Source organism: Sorangium aterium, assembly GCF_028368935.1.
GTDB classification, from domain to species: domain Bacteria; phylum Myxococcota_A; class Polyangia; order Polyangiales; family Polyangiaceae; genus Sorangium; species Sorangium atrum.
Map to the genome: position 1 here is coordinate 587,286 of NZ_JAQNDK010000006.1, position 17,579 is coordinate 604,864.

Below are 17,579 nucleotides of genomic sequence, written 5' to 3' on the forward strand. Positions count from 1 at the left end.
GCGAGCAGAATCGCGGATCGGCCTCGCCCGCGGCTCCGTCAAAACGCTGGTGCTGCGCCGGGTACCACGGCATCATCCTCGGTCGAGATGATCTACCTCGTCGCCGCGACGCGCCCGAACTTCATGAAGCTCGCCCCCATCTGCCGCGCCCTCAAGGCGCGCCGCCTACCGATGCGGCTGCTCCACACGGGGCAGCACTTCGACACGACGATGAGCGACGTGTTCTTCCGGGACCTCGGCCTGCCCACGCCGGATCACACGCTGAAGGCAGGCGGCGGCTCGCACGCCCAGCAGACCGCGGCGGTCCTCGTCGGCGCCGAGGCCGACATGATCGAGCACCGGCCCAAGGTGGTTGTCGTCGTCGGGGACGTCACCAGCACCCTCGCAGGCGCGCTCGCGGCGTCCAAGCTCGGCATTCCTGTCGTCCACGTGGAGTCCGGGCTGCGCTCGCGCGACTGGACGATGCCCGAGGAGATCAACCGCGTCCTCACCGACCAGCTCTCCGATCTCCTGCTCACCCCCTCTCACGACGCCCACCCCAACCTGCTCGCCGAGGGCATCGCGCCCGAGCGCATCCGGTTCGTCGGCAACGTGATGATCGACTCGGTCCACTACGCCCTCAAGCGCCAGACGGACGCGCTCTCGCGCTTCGGGCTCGAGCCGAAGAAGTACGCGATCGCGACGCTCCACCGCCCGGCCAACGTCGACAGCGCCGAGCGGCTCGCCGAGACGCTCGACGCGCTCGAGGCGATCGCGCAGCGCCTGCCGACCGTGTTCCCCGTCCACCCGCGCACCGTCGCCCGCGCCGAGTCGTTCGGGCTGTCGGCGCGCCTCCGCGAGACGAAGGGGCTCCGGATCATGGAGCCGCTCGGATACGACGATTTCGTGACCGTGATGGGCAATGCGCTGCTCGTCGCCACTGACTCCGGCGGCATCCAGGAAGAGACGACCGCGCTCGGGATCCCGTGCCTCACGATGCGTCAGGGCACCGAGCGACCCATCACCGTGACGCAGGGCACGAACATCGTCGTCGGGCTCGACGCCGCGCTCATCGCGCGCGAGGTCGACGCCATCCTCGACGGCCGCGCCAAGCGAGGCTCCGTACCCGAAGGATGGGACGGCAAGACCGGCGAGCGCATCGCCGATGCGCTGGAAGCGTTCCTCGCGGGGGATCCGCCGCCCAAGACCGCTGGCCCGCGCGCCTGAGCCCACCGCCCGTCCGCGCTCGCCGCCGTCCCGGAGCGGCCGGTGCGGCGGGAGCGACCGACGCGACTGACGCGATTGACGCGATTGACGCGACGCCGAGCGTAGGATGCACCACGCGCGCTCACCACGCGCCACATCGCTTCTTCCGTGGCCTACGTGGGAGTCGAGCCGCCCGCGCGACCACACTCCCCACAACCCCCGACCAAACAGCGTTCCATGGACCGGAGCGCTCTGGGTTGTGCTTGTTTATCGATGAACAGCCCCGGTATATAGTTGTATCGTGGCAAGAAATTTTCGACCTGGCGTGGAGTGGGCGGCTCGAGGGCGAGGTCAACGAGGTTTCTCGCTCGTCGAGGTGATGGTCGCGGGCGGGGTCGTGACGATCCTGGCCGCCTTGGCGACCCAGGGGGTGTCCAAGTACCTCGTGTTCGCCAAATCGGCCGAGGCCAAGCAGACGATCGGCGGCATCGCTAGGGCCGTCGTCGGTTCGGTCGAGCGCCTCCAGGCGATGTCGGGCACCACGGCGATCCAGCCGCTGTGCAGCGATGCGGTCACGGTGCCCAACGGGTTCTCTCGTGTCCAGGGGAAGAAGTATCAGCCCGACCCCAGCCCGGGTGTTGACTACAACACCGGCAGTCCGACCGTGGGCTGGAAGTGCCTTGGGTTCGCGATCACCCAGCCCCAGTCGTACCAGTATCGATATCGACTCGGCGGGTCTCCCATGCCCGTCTCCGTCAACCATTTTCCGGAGGACGTGCCGGAGGATCGCAGGTGGGCCGCCTATGCGCGAGGCGACCTCGACGGGGACAATACGCACGCGTGGTTCGCGCTGGACGGCTACATGAAGGACGGGCAGGTGGTGTTCGCCAGCACGATCGGCACCATCGACCCGGATGAGTAGGCGGCGCCGCCATGGACACCGCAGCTCTCCACACGCTCTTCGGTGCCCTGTCGTCGCGTCGCGGCGGCGATAGCACCGCGATCGAGCTCCCGGGCGCGGACCTCGCGGCCGCGCACCTGCGCTGCGCCGACCTCCAGGGCGCGAACCTCGCGGGTGCGCGCCTCGACGGGGCCAAGCTCACCGGCGCGAACCTCGGGGGGGCGCGGCTCGACGCCGCGTCGCTCGTCAACGCCGACCTCACCGGGGCCGACCTGCGCTGGGCCGATCTCTCGGGGGCGCTGCTCGGCGGGGCGCTGCTCGCGGCCGCGGACCTGCGCGGGGCCAAGCTCCCGCGCTCGTTCTCCTCGGCGGGCTCGCTCGTGGGCGCGCGCGTCGATCCGTCGGCGTGCGCGCGCTCCGGCTTCGACGAGGAGGCCATCCTGGCGCTGGCGAGCGCGGGCGCGTCGTTCGACGACATCGCGTCGTTCCCTTCGCCGCTGCGCGACGCCCTCGCGAGCGCCGACGCGGTCCCCGAGAGCGCGGAGCGGAGCCGTCTCCCCGCAGCGCCGGACTCGCGGCGGATGGAGGCGGCGCCGGACTCGCGGCGGATGGAGGCAGCGCCGGACTCGCGGCGGATGGAGGCAGCGCCGGACTCGCGGCGGATGGAGGCAGCGCCGGACTCGCGACGGATGGAGGCGGCGTGGTCATCGCAACGGATCTCGGCGCCACCCGAGTCGCAGCGGATACCCGAGTCGCAGCGGATGTCCATCGCGACCGACGGGCCTCGCCAGGGCGCGGCCGCCAGCGCCTCGCGCCGCGCTGCCGGTGAGCGCGAGGCTCCGCCGGTCCGCCGCCCCGGCGTGTCCGGTGGCCCTACGAGGGCGCCAGACTCGCCCTTGCTCGCGCGGCCGACCGAGCTGCGCCTCGCGCTCGCCGGCGGCGCATTGCTCCTCGTCCTCGCGGCCGCCGTCGCTCTGGCCAAGATCCCTCCGCACGGCCTCCTCGTGGTAGCGCACGCCGGCAGCGTGCTGGGCGCGGCGCTCATGACGTTCGCGCTGCCTCTCTTCGGTACCGAGCGCGACGCCGCGCGCTCCCTGGGCGCCCGCCTCGTGCTCGCCGCGCTCGCCGCGACGCTCGTCTACGGCCTCGATCCGTCGCGCCTCGCGGTCTTCCGGCTGCGCGCCACGCTCGCCTCGGGCGACGCCGCGCAACGGTCGGCCGCCGTACGCCTCCTCGCGCGGAGCGGTCACCGCAGCTTCGAGGGGCTGGATCTGTCGGGGCTCGACCTCTCCCGGGCCGATCTCACCCAGACCAGCTTCCGGAACGCGCGCCTCGCGGGGGCGGACCTCTCGAACGCCGCGCTGATGGAGTCGACCTTCGGGAGCGCCGATCTGACCGCTGCCAACCTCCGAGGCGCCGACCTCACCGGGAGCGACACAGAACAGGCGATCGGCTGGGAGCTCGCGGCGTGCGATGCGGCGACCGAGCTGCCCGACGACAGCGCGTGCCTGCTGGGACACCCGGCGCGGGCAAGCCAGCCCTCGGGCGACGCCGCCGCGCGCTCCGCGCACGAGGGCGCCGCGCCGGCGGGAGCGCCGTAACGGGCGGCGATCGACGGTCGCGGCCCGGATCGCCCTGGAGGTCGGGCGCCGCGCCGGCCGGACGTCTGGATGTCCGTCGCCAGGCGTCTGGCGGCTCGGTCACGGCAGCGACGTCAGCCCGGACGGCGCGCCGCCGCGCGGGCCGCCGCCGCATCGTCGACCGCGAGCGCCTCCTCGGCGATGGCGGCGAGATCGGCGAACGACGCACCGGCGAGCGCGTCCTCCACCGCGTCGAACGCGGAGGCGCACATGCTGAGGCGCGTGACGCCGAGCCCGACGAGGAGCGGCGCGACGCCGGGATCGCCGGCGGCCTCGCCGCACACAGAGACCGGCCGCCTCGCGGCGTGCCCCGCCTCCACCACCGCGCGCACGAGCCGCAGCACGGCCGGGTGCGCCGGATCCGCGAGCGCGTGCAGCCGGGGGTGACCGCGCTCGGCCGCCAGCGTGTGCTGCGTCAGATCGTTGGTCCCGATGCTGAAGAAGTCCGCCTGGCGCGCGAGGCGCTCCGCCATGAGCGCCGCCGACGGCACCTCGACCATGATGCCCGTGGCCACGGGCCAGCGGTGCGCCGCGCCCGTCGCCGCGAGCGCCTCGTGCGCGCGCTCCAGCGCGGCGCGCACGGCGCTCACCTCCGCGGCGGTCGAGACCATCGGGACCAGCACCCGGATGTCATGGCCGCGCCCAGCGACGAGGATCGCGCGGAGCTGCGCCTCGAGCAGCGCCGGCCGCGCGAGGGAGAGGCGGACGCCGCGGACGCCCAGGCTGGGGTTCGCCTCGGCCTCGAGCTCGAGGTACGGCAGCGCCTTGTCGCCGCCGACGTCGAGCGTTCGGACCACGATCGGAGCGCCGGCGAACGCCGCGAAGATCTCCGCGAGCAGCTCCGCCTGCTCGGCCTCGCCGGGCTCGTCCACGCGGTCCAGGAACAGCATCTCGGTGCGCAGGAGCCCTATCCCGAGGGCGCCGGCCTCGCGCGCGGCGCGCGCGTCCGAGGCGCCAGCCACGTTCGCCCAGAGCTCGACCTCGCGGCCGCAGGCGAGGCGCAACCGGCCGTCCCGGGCGCCTGGCGGCCGCCGTGACGCACGGAGGGCCGCCTGCCGCCGCTCGAGCTCGATCGTGGTCTCGGGATCCGGGTCGAGCCACACCTCGCCGGTCGCACCGTCGAGGCCGGCGCGCGCGCCGCCGATGTCCGGCACCAGCGCCGCGGCCCCGGCGACCGCGGGGATGCCGGCGCTCCGCAGCAGGATGGCGGCGTGCGAGGTGGGACCGCCGCGCCGGTCGATGACGCCGAGCACCCGCCCCGGTTCGAGCCGCGCGGCCTCCGACGGCGTGAGGTCCTCGGCCACGACGACGGCCGGCGGACCTTCGGGCAGCACCGCCGCGGCGCCGCCGAGCAGGGCGCGCACCACGGCGTCGCCCACGTCGTGGACGTCGGCCTCGCGCGCCCGCAGGTACGGGTCGTCGAGCTGCCGGTAGATCGCGGCCGCAGCGTCGATCGCCTGGCGGAAGGCCCAGGCGGCGTTGCAGCGCTCCCGCTCGATGCGCCCGATCGCCTCGTCGACGAGCGCCGGGTCGCAGAGCAGCGCTTGATGCGCGTCGAGGATGTCGGTGCCGCGCAGCGCGCTGCCGAGGTCCTGCGCGGCCAGATCGAGCGCGCGCCGCAGCCGCTCGGCCTCGGCCACAGGATCGTCGACCGTTGTCTCGGGGACCTCCGGGACGGACCGCACCAGCCGGACCATCGGGCCGAGCGCGATGCCGGGCGCGACGGGGATCGCGTGGCACGACGCGGGGGGCGCCGTATGCGCGGCCGCTGGCGCATCGCGCTGCAGGAGCGCAGCGAGCGCCTCGACGGCCTCGCCCGCCTGCCGGCCGGTCGCGCGCAAGCGCAGCACGTCGCCCCGGCGCGCGCCGAGGGAGGCGAGCACGATCAGGCTCGAGGCCGGCACCGGACCGCGCGCGGCCGTCACGTTCTCCAGGGTGATCGCCGCGTCGAAGGCCGCCGCGCGCGTGATGAGCCGCGCGGCAGGGCGGGCGTGGAGGCCGCTCGGATCGGCGATCGCCAGCTCGACCGTCGCGGCCGTCGCGGCCGGCGCGGTCGCGGCCCCGGCCGCCGCCGCGGGGCGCTCCGCCTCGCCGAGATGCTCGGCCTTCGGAGCGAGCGCCTGCCGCGTCTCCGCGGCGACCTGATCGAGCGTGCCGCCCGCCGCCGCCCGCACGGCGGCCGCGATCGCCCCTTCCACGATCGGCCCGCCGGAGAGGCGCGTCCGCGCGGCGACGGCCGGATCGACGAGCTCGAGCGCCGTCTCGGCGCTCAGGATCGCGCCGCCGATGTCCATCAGCACGACGGCGCCGGCCGGCCCGCAGACGCGCTCGATCGCCGCGGCGATCGCGGTCGCGTCGGTGCCGAGCTCGGCGCCGCCGTCGCCCGCGCCCGCCGCGCAGGCGATGGCGACCGCCTCGCCGGTCATCTGGCGGGCCAGCGCCTCGGTGGCCTCGGCGAGCTCTCGGCTGTGCGAGACCAGGACGAGCCCGACGCGGCCCGCCGCCCCGCTCATACGCCTGCCGTCGCGGCCAGGCTCCGCAGCAAGAGCGAACACGACGTGGCGCCGGGGTCCTGGTGCCCAGCGCTGCGCTCTCCGAGGTAGCTCGCCCGGCCCTTGCGAGCGATGAGCGGCACGGTCGCGAGCGCGCCGGCCTGCGCCGCCTCGGCGGCGCGGGCGAGCCCGTCCATGAGCGGGGAGCGCGCCGGCCCGCCCGTGGGCGCCGGCGCGCTCAGCGCGGCCTTGAGCGCGTCGACCGCAGGGGAGAGCGCGTCGACCATCGTCTTGTCGCCGGGCGATGCCTTGCCTCGCCGCTTCACGCCGTCGAGGCCCGCCTCGAGGCACCCGGCCAGGGCCGCGAGGTCGAGCGCCGCCGCGCCGGCCGCCCGCTGGCCCGCGTCGCGGAACAGCGTGCCGTAGAGCGGGCCGCTCGCCCCGCCGACGGTCGACAGCAAGATCATCCCGACGCCCTTCAGCAGCGCGCCGACGTCGCCGTGATCGAGGCCGCCGAGCCGGGAGCGCACCGCCGTGAAGCCGCGCGCCATGTTGACGCCGTGGTCGCTGTCGCCGATCGCCGCGTCGAGCTCGGTCAGGAGCGCCTTCTCGCGCTCCATGACGTCGGCCGCGCGCTCGATCCACGCCGCGATGTGCGCGCCGCTCAAGGCGTCCATGGCTCAGGTCCCCCAGCGCAGCGCCGGCGTGTGCACGGGCGCGTCCCACCAGCGGAGCATCTCGTCGTCGAGCTTGAGCAGGGTCGCCGACGCGCCGGCCATCTCGAGCGACGTGATGTACGACCCCACGAGGCTGCGCGCGACCTTGAGGCCGCGGCCCTGCGCGATCGCGCGCGCCTTGCGGTACACGACGTAGAGCTCGAGGAGCGGCGTCCCGCCCATGCCGTTGACGAACAGCAGCACGTCGTCGCCCGGCTCGAACGGCAGGTCGTCGAGGATCGGCTGCATCAGGATCTCGGCCACCCGGTCGGCCGGCTCCAGCTTGGCCCGCCGCCGGCCGGGCTCGCCGTGGATGCCGATGCCGACCTCCATCTCGTCCGCGCCGAGCTCGAACGATGGCTTGCCGGCGTGCGGCACCGTGCAGGCGGAGAGCGCGACCCCCATGCTTCGGCCGCGCGCGTTGACCCGTCGACCGAGCGCCGCCACCTCCTCGAGCGGGCGGCCCGCCTCGGCGGCGCCGCCGCAGATCTTCTCGACGAGGACGGTCGTCCCCACGCCGCGCCGTCCGGCAGTGTACAGGCTGTCCTCGACCGCCACGTCGTCGTTCACGAGCACGCCCTCCACCGGGATTCCCGCCTCGCGCGCGAGCTCGGCGGCCATCTCGAAGTTCATCACGTCGCCGGTGTAGTTCTTGATGATGTGGAGCACGCCGGCGTCGCCGTCGACTGCCCGCGTCGCCTCGAAGATCTGGTCGGGCGTCGGGCTCGTGAACACGGCGCCGGGGCAGGCGGCGTCGAGCATGCCGCGCCCGACGAACCCGGCGTGCAGCGGCTCGTGCCCGCTGCCGCCGCCGGAGAGCAGCGCGACCTTGCCCTTGCCCTTCGCCTCCGCGCGCGTGACGAAGCGCGGCGCGGCGTTCACCCGCAGGAGCTCGGCGTGAGCGAGCGCCATGCCTTCGAGCGCCTCATCGACGAGATCGTCCGGCGCATTGATGAGCTTCTTCATCCTGCCTCCGCTCCGTGCCCGTTCGGCTCCGCGCGCAGGATATCCCCATGCCATTGCCCGCCGCGAGAGGAGATCTTCTGACCGCGCCGTCCTATGCTGAGGTCGCCGTGGATCGAATCGCCCCGACGCTCCGCCCCCCTGGCCGCCCGGCGGGCTTCCAGCGCTGGAGAGAGCTGCTCTTCCTGCACTGGGAGACGCCGATCGCCGCGCTCCGCGCCGTCGTGCCGCCTGCGCTCGAACTCGACACCTTCGAGGGCAAGGCCTACGTCGGCGTCGTCGCCTTCACCATGCGCGACGTCAGCCCCTGGTGGTCGCCGAGCGTGCCGGGGATCTCGAACTTCCACGAGCTCAACGTCCGCACCTACGTTCACCAGGAGGGGCGAGCGCCGGGCGTCTGGTTCTTCAGCCTGGACGCGGCCAAGGCGATCGCGGTCGTAGCGGCCCGGGTCGGCTGGCACCTGCCGTATCACTACGCCTCGATGGATCTCGAATCGAGCGACGGGGAGGTCCGTTACCGCAGCGCGCGGCGCTGGCCGGGCCCCGTGCCTGCGCGCTTCGAGGCGCGCTATCGCGTCGGCGCGGCGATCGACCGCGGCGCCGCGGCGCCGGGGACCTTCGAGCACTTCCTGGCCGAGCGCTACCTGCTGTTCGCCGCGAGCGGCGACGCGCTCAGGATCGGGCAGGTGCACCACGCGCCCTATCCGCTCCACCGGGCCGAGGTGACCCACGTCGAGGAGAGCGTCGTCGCCGCGGCCGGCCTGCCCGCCCCGACGGGGGCGCCGCACGTGCTCTATAGCCCAGGCGTGGACGTCGACGTCTATGCGCTGACGCCGGCCGCTCCACGCGGGTGACGTCGCCGCGCCGCGGCCGCGCGGTGAACCGATCGCGCTCCCGCGCCCCGATGCCCCGGGGAGCCGAGCCAGCGAGCCGCGGGCACGGCCGCGGCCACTCCTGCGCGTCAATGCCTCGTGAGCCAGTGGATGACCTGGGATTCGAGGCCCGGCGCCGCCCCGAACCCGAGGCTCAGCGTCCGCGGGAAGCCCACGTGCCCGCCGTGCCGGAGCCACTGCACGTCGAGCAGCGGCGAGCGCGGGTGGGCCTCGATCGCCGGCCGCACCGTGTCGAGCGGCACCATCGGGTCGGCCTCCGCCGCGACGATCAGCGACGGGACGGCGATGTCGCGGAGGCGCGGGGCGGCGCTCTCGCTCGCATAGTAGGCCTCCACGCTCTCATAGCCGAAGCGCCGCGTCATGATGCGCCGGTCCCATTCGCGGATCGTGCGAATGGCGAGCGCCTCGTCGAGGGGCACGGGCACGGCGCGGCGCGAGGCGACGGCGGTGTACATCTCCTTCAACCCGGACATCACGTGCCTGCGGTACACCCACCGCTCGGGCTGATCGATCGCGGCGACGGATCGCTCCAGGTCGAGCGGCGGGCAGACGGCCGCCACGGCGTGGACGCGCCCGTCGAGCGAGCCCGAGGCCGCGTACCGGAGGGCGATATGCCCGCCGAGCGAGTAGCCGAGGACGAGCACGCGCTCGTACCGGTCGAGCTCGGGGGAGGTGATGGCGGCGTGGAGATCGGAGAACAGGCCAGCGTGGTAGATGTCGTCTCCGTCGCCCCCGGCGCCGCGCAGGTTGACGCGCAGGCAGGCGAGCCCGGCGCGCTCGGCCCTCAGAGCGGCCTCGACCATATAATAACTCTCGCTCGTACCGCCGAGCCCGTGGACGACGACGAGGATCGAGCTCGCGCCTTCTCGGTGGCGGATCCTGCCGAGTAACCGGACGGGCCCGGCAGGAGTCTCATCGACGTGGACCGCGAAGGGGGAAGACGGAGCGAGCCGCGGGGCGCGAATCTGATGCTTGAGCCAGGGAGCGACCGTCCAGAAGTGGCCGTGGAGGATGCGCTGCATCATCCCGTTCGTAACACGGGCGACGCAGCGTTTCTATTTCACGCGCTCGCTCAGCGACACACGACCTCCGGCGAGCCGCTGCAATCGTTCCGGCACACGTCGCAGAGGGCGCACTGGAGTATCGCTTCGTAGAGGGCCGCGCTGGCCGGGTCTACCGTCCTGCAGGCCTCCTTGCAGGCGGCCGTGTCGCACGTACGGAAGCAGCTCACGTACTCCATGCACGGGGTGCTTTCCGTGCACGCCGAGAGCTCGTCGGCGCAGCTGGTCTCGAGCGCGCACCGGACGCACCCCGAGCTGCCGTCGCCGCAGGTGCCCGAGCCGTCGCATACCGGCGGCGGGACGGCCCGCTTCACGTTGAGCGTGAACGCGCCATCGCTGGTGTCGGTCGAGCCGTCCACCACGATCACGACGGTCTGACCCGCCGCGAGCGTCACCGTGACCTCCGACTGCTCGACGTCCGTGTCGTCGTTGCACGCGAGCTGAGCCCCCCTGCACGTCGCGTCGTGCACGTGGAGCATCGTGTCGAACGCCGATCCGAACGTATCGAAGGTGTAGTCGCCGGCGACGGGCGCCGTGAACGCGTATCCCGCGTCGGGGCTGCCCGACGCGCGGCAGGCCGTCGTCGCGGTCGGCCGCACGCTGTTGGGCCGGCCGACCGTGCTGCCGGTGATCGTCTGCGGCACCGACGAGGCGAGGGTGCCCGCCGGGCAGCTCGGCGCGCTCGCCCGCGTCACGTTCAGCTCGAAGGTGCCCGCCTGGCCCTCCGCGCCGTCGACCACGATGTAGACGGTCTGGCCCGTGGCCAGGTCGGCCGTGATGACCGCGCTCGGGTCGGCGCTGCACGCGATCTCGGAGCAGCCCGTCGCGTCGAGGAGGGCGAGGACGACGCTGTAGCCGGAGTTCGTGCTGTCGAACGAGTAGACGCCCGCGGTCGCGGCGGTGAACGAGTAGATGCGCTCGCTCGAGCTCGTGGCGGAGCACGTCGGGGAATACGTGTTCGGCAGGCCCGCGGTCGTGCCGTTCACGATCTGCGGCACGGCGCTGCCGAGGTCGTGGCCTGGGCTCACCGTGCACGCGCACGCCCCGGCCTGGCAGACCTGCGTGTCGTTGCACGCGGCGCCGCACTCGCCGCAATGCTCGGCGTTGGTCTGGAGGTCGACGCAGACGTCGACGCCGTCGCAGGCCGTGAGCCCGGAGCCGCAGCCGTCCTCGCACTCGCCGGCGACGCACGTCTGGTCGCCCGTGCACGCGGTGCCGCACTCGCCGCAGTTCCCGGCGTCGTTCCGGAGGTTGACGCAGGCGCCGTCGCAGTCGGTGAGCCCCTGCGAGCACTCGCCGTCCTGGCACTCGCCCGACTCGCAGGTCTGGTCGTCCGTGCACGCGGCGCCGCACTCGCCGCAGTTGCTCGGATCGGACGAGACGTCGACGCACGTGCCGCCGCACTCGGTGCGCCCCGTGGGGCAGCCGCCCTGGTCCTGGCACGCGCCGGCCTGGCATGTCTGCCCCTCCTCGCAGGCGTTGTTACAGCGGCCGCAGTTCGCCTCGTCGCTCTGGGTGTCGACGCAGCTGTCGCCGCACGCCGCGAGGCCGTCGTCGCACGCGGCCACGCACTCGCCGTCGCGGCAGGTCTGATCGTCGCCGCACGCCACGCCGCACGCGCCGCAGTGGCTCGTGCTCGTGCCCGTGTTGATACAGATGCCGTCGCACTCCGTCTCCGGCGCGACGCACGCGCTCGTGCTGGGGCCGCCGTCCGAACACGATGCCACGGCGGAGAGCGCCGCCGCGGCGAGCCAGAGCAGGGTATACGTCGGCGCGAGCCTGAAGCGCGATTTGAGCTTTTCCATGAACCTTCCCTCGGCAGGGTTGCCGACGACGGGGGTCGTAACGCGGAGCTACCGGGAGGATACGACGATGGCCTTCCAGGATGTCAATCCTTGCAGCCTGAATCCCGCGCGCAGATCGTCGATCCTCGTCGGTGCGCGCGCGCGCCGTTTTGCCACCGTCGTACACCTTGACCACAGGGTGCGCTGCTCGGGCCAGCCTAGCCTCGCGCGGCTAGGCTGATGAGCCAGCCAGCGCCGGCGCTCTCCGGAGGGGAGGGAGGCAGCGCGGATTGCCCTGGCGCGGGAGGCGGTCTACGCATGGATGGCGCGCGCGAGGGCCCGCCATGACGCCAATCGCTCCGAGCACCAACCGATTTCCCCCTCAGATCAAGTACATCATCGGAAACGAGGGGTGCGAGCGCTTCAGCTTTTACGGGATGAAGAACATCTTAACGTTCTTCATGATCAACACCATGTTGATCCACGAACACGTGGCCAAGGCCAATTACCACCTGTGGCGCGGCGTCCACCTCACGGCGCTCGGCCGGCATGGCGATCACGGGCAACCTGATCACCGCCGCCGTCGCGGCGCTCAACGTCTTCACGGGCGCGCTCCAATACCTCTTCTTCGCGGCGCTCATCCTGATCGCGGCCGTCGTCTTCGGCCTCCTCGCCCGGCGCTACGTGGTGGTCGACTACTTCCAGCGGAGGCCCGCGGGCGCGCCCGTCCCTGCGTCCTGACGCGCCGCGCCGGCTCAGCCCTCGCCGCGCGGCTCCTCGTCCTCGGGCTCGCTCGCGAGCGCGGGCGGGATGCGGACCCGCACCGTGCGGATCTGCCGGGGGCTCGCGTCGACGATGTGGAGCTCCGCCCCGTCCGGGGTCGTCACGACGTCGCCGGGCGCCGGGATGCGCCGGGCGAGCCCCAGGCAGAGCCCCGCGACCGTCGACCAGCGGACGTCGTCCGGCAGCGCGATCGCGAGCTGCCGGCAGACCTCGTGGACCGGCATGTCGCCGGGCACGAGCGCCGACCCGTCCGGCTCGCGCCGGATCGTCTCTGCGTGGGGCGGGCGCGCCTCGTTCTCGGCGAAGATCTCGCCGACGAGCTCCTCGACGAGGTCCTCCATCGTGATGATGCCGATCATGCCGCCCTGCTCGTCCACGACCACGGCGAGCTGGAGCCGGCGCCGCTTCAGCTCGGCGAGGAGATCGACGGCCGGCATCGACCCGACCACGAAGTACGCCGGGCGCAGGATGCTCTCCAGCGAGAACTGGCCGTCGCCCCACAGGAGCGCGAGCACCTCGGGCATCGTGACGTAGCCGATCACGTTGTCGTTCGACCCCTCGTAGACCGGCATCCGCGTGTGGCCGTGCTCCAGCACCGCGCGCTGGACCTCCTGGGCGGCGGCGTCGCGCGGGAGGGCCACGACGCGGCCGCGGGGGAGCATCACCTGGAGCGCGGTGAGCCAGGCGAAATCGATGGCGCGGGACGCGATCTCGCCGGCGCGCTTGTCGACCGAGCCCGCCTCGGCGGCCTCGTCGACGATCTGCTGGATCTCCTCGGGGGAGAGGCGCGCCTCGACGAAGTTCGTGCGGTCGCCGAAGAGCCTCAGCACCAGGTTGGAGCTGGCGGTGAGCAGCCAGACGAGCGGGCGGGCGAGCGACGACAGCCCGCGGAGCGGCGGGCCGACGAGCATCGCGTACCGCTCGGAAGCGCGGAGCGCGAGCGACTTCGGGACGAGCTCGCCGAGGACGAGCGACAGGAAGGACACGAGCGCGACCACGGCGGCGAACGCCAGCTCGTCCGCCGCGTCCCCGATCCACGGCGCCGCGCGGAGCACCGGCGCGAGGTCCTTCGCGAGGGTCGACCCGCCGAAGGCGCTCGCGGTCGCGCCCACGACGGTGATGCCGATCTGCACGGTGGCGAGGAAGCGCTCCGGATTGCCCCGCAGGCGCTTCACCGCCCGCGCCCGGCGGCTCCCCGACTGGACGAGCTGGTCGAGCCGTGTCTTGCGGACCGTGACGACCGCGATCTCGGCGCCCGAGAAGACGCCGTTCACGAGCACCAGGGCCAGGATGATGAGGATTTCCGAGAGAATGGCGGCTCCCTCCGCGGCTTTCCCGGGTGCAGGCATAGCGTGTCGCTCGCCCGCACGGCAGTGGCGCCGGGCCCGCGGCGCACGAAACCCCGGCGGCCGTGGCTGCAGCGTGCCGCGGGTCGTGAATTGCGTTTATGATGAAATTTTCTGAGGGATCCGCCACACACGGTGGCCGCGGCGCGGTCACGCACGGCCGCCGTCACGCACGGCCGCAGGCGCCGCGCGGAGGGCTCACGCCGCCTTGCTGGCTCGCCGGTCCCGCACCGCCTGTGCGAGCAGCTCGAGCACCGGAACGGTGTCGTTCCAGCCGAGGCAGGCGTCGGTGATGCTCTGGCCGTAGATGGGCAGCTTGCCCGGCGCGAGATCCTGCCGGCCTCCCACGAGGTGGCTCTCGATCATCACGCCGAGGATGTCCCGCGAGCCGGAGCGCAGCTGGTCGGCCAGGCTCTCGGCCACCGTCCTCTGCCGCGCCGGATCCTTCTGGCTGTTGCCGTGGCTGCAGTCGACCATCAGCCGGCGCGGCAGGCCCGCCTTGGTCAGGCGGTCGGCCGCCTCGCGGACGTGCTCGGCCGCGTAGTTGGGGCCGCGCTGCGAGCCGCGCAGGATCACGTGACACGACGCGTTGCCGCGCGTCGCCACGATCGCCGAGATCCCCTGCTTCGTCACGGAGAGGAAATGGTGCGCCTCGCGCGCGGCCCGCACCGCGTCGACCGCGATCTGGACGTCGCCCTCGGTGCTGTTCTTGAAGCCCACGGGGCACGAGAGCCCGGAGGCGAGCTCGCGGTGGATCTGGCTCTCGGTCGTGCGCGCGCCGATCGCGCCCCAGGAGATGAAATCGGCGATGAACTGCGGCGAGATCGTGTCCAGGAACTCGCTCCCGCTCGCGAGCCCGAGCTCGGCGATGTCGCGGAGCAGCCCGCGGGCGACGCGGAGCCCCTTGTTGATCGAGAAGCTCCCGTCGAGGTCGGGATCGTTGATCAACCCCTTCCAGCCGACCGTGGTGCGCGGCTTCTCGAAGTACACGCGCATGATCACGAGCAGATCGTCGCTCAGCCGGTCGCGCGCCTCCCGGAGCCGCGCGGCGTACTCCAGGGCGGCCTTGGGGTCGTGGATGGAGCAGGGGCCCACCACCACGATGATCCGGTCGTCGTCGCCCGAGATCACGCGCTCGGCGGCCTTGCGCGTGAAGGCCACGGTCTCGGAGGCCGCGGGGCTGACGGGGATCTCTTCGATAAGGATCGCCGGGGGGATCAAGGGCCTGAGCCCTGCAATACGAAGGTCGTCGGTCGAGTAGTACATCGTTGAGGCTCCAGCATAGCGGACGACATACGCCCCGACTACCCGCGCGTGGCCCGGAGGCACTTTCTGGTCGTTGTACGGCGCCCCGTACTCCCTTACGGCTTGCGGTCGGCCTGAAGATCTGTCTCGCCATGCTATGCGCGCGCTGGCGAGTGCGCCCGGTCCCCGCCCGGCCGCCGCAGGAACGGCGCGCCCTTCGGCTGCGCACGGCAGGGCGCCGCAGGCCGGTTCGCGCCCGCCGTGGTCGAGCGGACGGGTCGCTCTGCCAGCGCCGTCCGGCGTGGCGTGTTCGCCGATCGTGCGCCTTTCGCCGGGTGCGCCGCCGCCTCGGCGACGTTGCTCGCCGTCGGTCGCGGCGGTCGTTGATGCCTGCGCTCCGCGCGGGGCTCCTCGATCAGCGCACGCAGGGACGCGAGCGCGCGCGTGCGCCACTTGTACGCCGTCGACAGCGGGATCCCGTGTTGTTCGGCGACCGTCGCCATCGGCACGCCTTCGATGTCGTGCTGGATGAGGATCTGCTGCTCCTCGGCCTGCAGCGACCTGAGCCGCGAGAGGATGAGGGAGCGCGTCTGCTCTGCGTCGATCTGCTCCTCGGCGTTCGGGCGCTCGTCGGCGACGCGGCGCGGGGCGTGGCCGGAGGACAGCTCCTCGCGCCGGTGGTGCGCGCGGTCGCGGTAGTGGGCGGCCACGTGGACCGTGATCCTGTTGAGCCACCGCTCCGGTCGCGCGCGGAGCGGGTCGTAGGAAGGGAAGCTCTGGTATCCGGCGAGGAACACATCCTGGAGGATGTCTCGCCGATCGCGGCGTGGGACCCCGAGCCGCCTAAGCCAATTCCATACGGAATCGTAGGTCTTCCCCCGAAAGAGCCGGACGAAGGCCCGCTGTCTATCCAGCGGCATCGACGGTGCGAGAGTGCGATGCGGTTGTCCCATGCTCGCTTAATTAGGAGGAGCAGATCTCCCATCTCAAAAAAAAGCCATCGGCTCTGAAGAATGATCTTCTGTGCGCGCGCGATCCCCCGCCTCTCATCCTCAATCGCCAAGGACGGGAACGCAGCGCTCGGCGGCGGTTGGGATGGATCGTCTCCTGTGCAGGAGAGCAGCACTGAGGTCGTGGGGAGCTGAACGGGGGAATCGCTCTCGACCGGCTCTCGGCTGCGCGTGCTACGGCGGCTCAGAGAGACGAGAGGTCGAGAGGAGCCAGGGCTCGACTCTTGGTGTCCTCGGCGGTTCGAATCCTCGCCATCCGAGCAGTGCTCTACAGGAGCGGGCGGGGCCCGGCGGCAGCCGTCCTCGAGCGCAGCGCGCGAAGCGCCGCGTTCCTCTCGGCGGTGAGGCGGCCAGCAGGGAACCTCGTTCGGTGCTCGATCAGGAGGCTCTTTGCCTCCGCATAATGGCCGCGCGACAACGCGGTGATCGCCCCGTCGATGAGGGTGCGCTCCGCGGCGATCTCCTGATCGTTCGACGCCCCAGACGGTCCTGCGGGAGGCAAGGTCGATCTGCCGGCCGGACGGGGCGCGGACTTCCGGGCGAGCGGCGCCGCGCTGGTCGCTCGCGAGCTCCCGGCGCCCGCGATCTCGCCGCCCGGCAGGGCTCCCGCCGCTGCAGCTGCGCCGGGCACCGTCGGCAGCGCGGCCGGGGACGGCGTCGGCAGCGCGGCCGGGGATAGCGGCGGCAGCGCGGCCGGGGACGGCGGCAACGCTTCCGGGGGCGCCGGCGTCCGGATGGCCGCCATGGCGAGCCCGCTCGCGGCGCGCTGTCCGGCGGCGGTCGGGGTCGAGGCGGCGCGCAGCGCGCTCAGCGTGAGCGCGATGACGGCGGCGGCGCTCGCCAGCGGGACTGCGATGCTCGCCGCGAGATGGAGCCAGCCTGCCCGCGTCGGCGTGCCGCCCTCGATCGGGAGCCTCCACGGAGAGAACACCCCGCGGGCGCGGCGGCACAGCCGCGCGAGCAACGTCGGCGCGCCCTCGCGTCCCGTGCGCGCCTCCTGGACGAGCGCGCCGGCGCTGAAGGGGATGAACGCGAGCCCGCGGCCGCGCTGCCGCGCCTGCCAGCGACGCATGGCCGCCTCGATGTCCACCCAGGCGAGCCGGTGCCGGCTCCACGCGGTGCTCAGGGGAATCGAGAGCTGCTGGGCGATCTCGGCCATGTCGATCTCCTCGAGCTCATGGGCGACGAACACGCAGCGGCGCTCCATGGGCAGCTCCTGGAGCAGCTTGTGGAGCACGCAGCGCCGGTCTCTCGCGATGGCGTGCTGCTCGGAGTCGGGGGTGACGTCGGGCAGCGCCGCGAGATCGTCGAACGGCCGGAGGCGCTCGTGGCGGCGGTGGGCCCGTCGGAAATGATTCGACGCCTGGTGGGTCGCGATGCCCATGAGCCACGACCGCACGGTGCCCCTGCTGGGATCGAACCGCGGCAGCGCCCGGTAGGCGCCGGCGAGGACCTCCTGGGCGACGTCCTCGATGTCCTGCGCGCGAACCCCGAGGCGGGCGAGGTAGCGGGCGATGAACGAGAAGTGCTCGTCGGCGATCTCCGCCATGCGGGCGTGGG

14 protein-coding genes are annotated in these 17,579 nt (G+C 72.9%); 5 read left to right on the top strand and 9 right to left on the bottom strand.

The window, feature by feature from the left end; genetic code table 11:
• Nucleotides 1-87: 87 nt before the first annotated feature.
• The 3 genes from wecB (at nt 88) to POL72_RS46275 (ending at nt 3,687) form a co-directional block, all read left to right on the top strand.
• Nucleotides 88-1,206, top strand: a complete 1,119-nt coding sequence (gene wecB, locus POL72_RS46265; RefSeq protein WP_272103344.1) for a non-hydrolyzing UDP-N-acetylglucosamine 2-epimerase — start codon at nt 88-90, stop codon at nt 1,204-1,206.
• Between the two features lie 280 nt (nt 1,207-1,486).
• The gene (locus POL72_RS46270; RefSeq protein WP_272103345.1) at nt 1,487-2,107 is read left to right on the top strand and encodes a pilin; all 621 of its coding nucleotides are present in this window, start codon (nt 1,487-1,489) and stop codon (nt 2,105-2,107) included.
• Nucleotides 2,108-2,118: 11 nt separating this feature from the next.
• Nucleotides 2,119-3,687 carry a pentapeptide repeat-containing protein gene (locus POL72_RS46275; protein ID WP_272103347.1) on the top strand — a complete coding sequence of 523 codons (1,569 nt, stop codon included), beginning with the start codon at nt 2,119-2,121 and terminating at the stop codon, nt 3,685-3,687.
• A gap of 113 nt (nt 3,688-3,800) precedes the next feature.
• Here the strand turns inward: POL72_RS46275 and ptsP are convergent, their stop codons facing one another.
• Genes ptsP through dhaK form a run of 3 tightly spaced genes read right to left on the bottom strand, consistent with a single transcriptional unit; the run spans nt 3,801 to nt 7,900 of the window.
• Nucleotides 3,801-6,239, bottom strand: coding sequence for a phosphoenolpyruvate--protein phosphotransferase (gene ptsP, locus POL72_RS46280; RefSeq protein ID WP_272103348.1), 2,439 nt, complete (start codon nt 6,237-6,239; stop codon nt 3,801-3,803).
• The gene (gene dhaL, locus POL72_RS46285; RefSeq protein WP_272103350.1) at nt 6,236-6,895 is read right to left on the bottom strand and encodes a dihydroxyacetone kinase subunit DhaL; all 660 of its coding nucleotides are present in this window, start codon (nt 6,893-6,895) and stop codon (nt 6,236-6,238) included. Before dhaL ends, ptsP begins: the two co-directional genes overlap by 4 nt.
• 3 nt (nt 6,896-6,898) lie before the next feature.
• A complete protein-coding gene (gene dhaK, locus POL72_RS46290) occupies nt 6,899-7,900 on the bottom strand; it encodes a dihydroxyacetone kinase subunit DhaK (protein ID WP_272103351.1) in 1,002 nt (333 codons plus the stop codon).
• Nucleotides 7,901-8,007: 107 nt separating this feature from the next.
• On the opposite strand from dhaK, the gene POL72_RS46295 reads away from it, so the two are divergent.
• Nucleotides 8,008-8,751 carry a YqjF family protein gene (locus POL72_RS46295; RefSeq protein ID WP_272103353.1) on the top strand — a complete coding sequence of 248 codons (744 nt, stop codon included), beginning with the start codon at nt 8,008-8,010 and terminating at the stop codon, nt 8,749-8,751.
• 107 nt (nt 8,752-8,858) lie between these two features.
• Here the strand turns inward: POL72_RS46295 and POL72_RS46300 are convergent, their stop codons facing one another.
• Both POL72_RS46300 and POL72_RS46305 read right to left on the bottom strand, forming a co-directional pair.
• Nucleotides 8,859-9,815, bottom strand: a complete 957-nt coding sequence (locus POL72_RS46300; RefSeq protein WP_272103355.1) for a YheT family hydrolase — start codon at nt 9,813-9,815, stop codon at nt 8,859-8,861.
• A 47-nt stretch (nt 9,816-9,862) separates the two neighbouring features.
• A complete protein-coding gene (locus POL72_RS46305) occupies nt 9,863-11,656 on the bottom strand; it encodes an MXAN_6577-like cysteine-rich protein (RefSeq protein ID WP_272103356.1) in 1,794 nt (597 codons plus the stop codon).
• A 528-nt stretch (nt 11,657-12,184) separates the two neighbouring features.
• Here POL72_RS46305 and POL72_RS46310 point away from each other — a divergent pair.
• Complete coding sequence (locus tag POL72_RS46310) at nt 12,185-12,376, top strand: hypothetical protein (protein WP_272103358.1); 192 nt, start codon at nt 12,185-12,187, stop codon at nt 12,374-12,376.
• Between the two features lie 14 nt (nt 12,377-12,390).
• Here POL72_RS46310 and POL72_RS46315 read toward each other — a convergent pair whose 3' ends face one another.
• The 4 genes from POL72_RS46315 to POL72_RS46330 form a co-directional block, all read right to left on the bottom strand.
• Nucleotides 12,391-13,767, bottom strand: coding sequence for a hemolysin family protein (locus POL72_RS46315; protein WP_272103359.1), 1,377 nt, complete (start codon nt 13,765-13,767; stop codon nt 12,391-12,393).
• A 195-nt stretch (nt 13,768-13,962) separates the two neighbouring features.
• Nucleotides 13,963-15,030: a 3-deoxy-7-phosphoheptulonate synthase gene (locus POL72_RS46320; RefSeq protein ID WP_272103361.1), complete on the bottom strand. Its 1,068-nt coding sequence runs from the start codon at nt 15,028-15,030 to the stop codon at nt 13,963-13,965.
• Nucleotides 15,031-15,164: 134 nt separating this feature from the next.
• Nucleotides 15,165-15,962 carry an RNA polymerase sigma factor gene (locus tag POL72_RS46325; protein WP_272103363.1) on the bottom strand — a complete coding sequence of 266 codons (798 nt, stop codon included), beginning with the start codon at nt 15,960-15,962 and terminating at the stop codon, nt 15,165-15,167.
• A gap of 325 nt (nt 15,963-16,287) precedes the next feature.
• Nucleotides 16,288-17,568, bottom strand: coding sequence for an RNA polymerase sigma factor (locus POL72_RS46330; protein WP_272103365.1), 1,281 nt, complete (start codon nt 17,566-17,568; stop codon nt 16,288-16,290).
• Between the last annotated feature and the right edge of the window lie 11 nt (nt 17,569-17,579).

Excerpts from the sequence above, each read along its gene's own strand:
- wecB (WP_272103344.1), top strand. The coding sequence starts at position 88 with ATGATCTACCTCGTCGCCGCGACGCGCCCGAACTTCATGAAGCTCGCC.
- POL72_RS46275 (WP_272103347.1), top strand. The coding sequence starts at position 2,119 with ATGGACACCGCAGCTCTCCACACGCTCTTCGGTGCCCTGTCGTCGCGT.
- ptsP (WP_272103348.1), bottom strand. The coding sequence starts at position 6,239 with ATGAGCGGGGCGGCGGGCCGCGTCGGGCTCGTCCTGGTCTCGCACAGC.
- dhaL (WP_272103350.1), bottom strand. The coding sequence starts at position 6,895 with ATGGACGCCTTGAGCGGCGCGCACATCGCGGCGTGGATCGAGCGCGCG.
- dhaK (WP_272103351.1), bottom strand. The coding sequence starts at position 7,900 with ATGAAGAAGCTCATCAATGCGCCGGACGATCTCGTCGATGAGGCGCTC.
- POL72_RS46300 (WP_272103355.1), bottom strand. The coding sequence starts at position 9,815 with ATGATGCAGCGCATCCTCCACGGCCACTTCTGGACGGTCGCTCCCTGG.
- POL72_RS46305 (WP_272103356.1), bottom strand. The coding sequence starts at position 11,656 with ATGGAAAAGCTCAAATCGCGCTTCAGGCTCGCGCCGACGTATACCCTG.
- POL72_RS46310 (WP_272103358.1), top strand. The coding sequence starts at position 12,185 with ATGGCGATCACGGGCAACCTGATCACCGCCGCCGTCGCGGCGCTCAAC.
- POL72_RS46315 (WP_272103359.1), bottom strand. The coding sequence starts at position 13,767 with ATGCCTGCACCCGGGAAAGCCGCGGAGGGAGCCGCCATTCTCTCGGAA.
- POL72_RS46320 (WP_272103361.1), bottom strand. The coding sequence starts at position 15,030 with ATGTACTACTCGACCGACGACCTTCGTATTGCAGGGCTCAGGCCCTTG.
- POL72_RS46325 (WP_272103363.1), bottom strand. The coding sequence starts at position 15,962 with ATGGGACAACCGCATCGCACTCTCGCACCGTCGATGCCGCTGGATAGA.
- POL72_RS46330 (WP_272103365.1), bottom strand. The coding sequence starts at position 17,568 with ATGGCGGAGATCGCCGACGAGCACTTCTCGTTCATCGCCCGCTACCTC.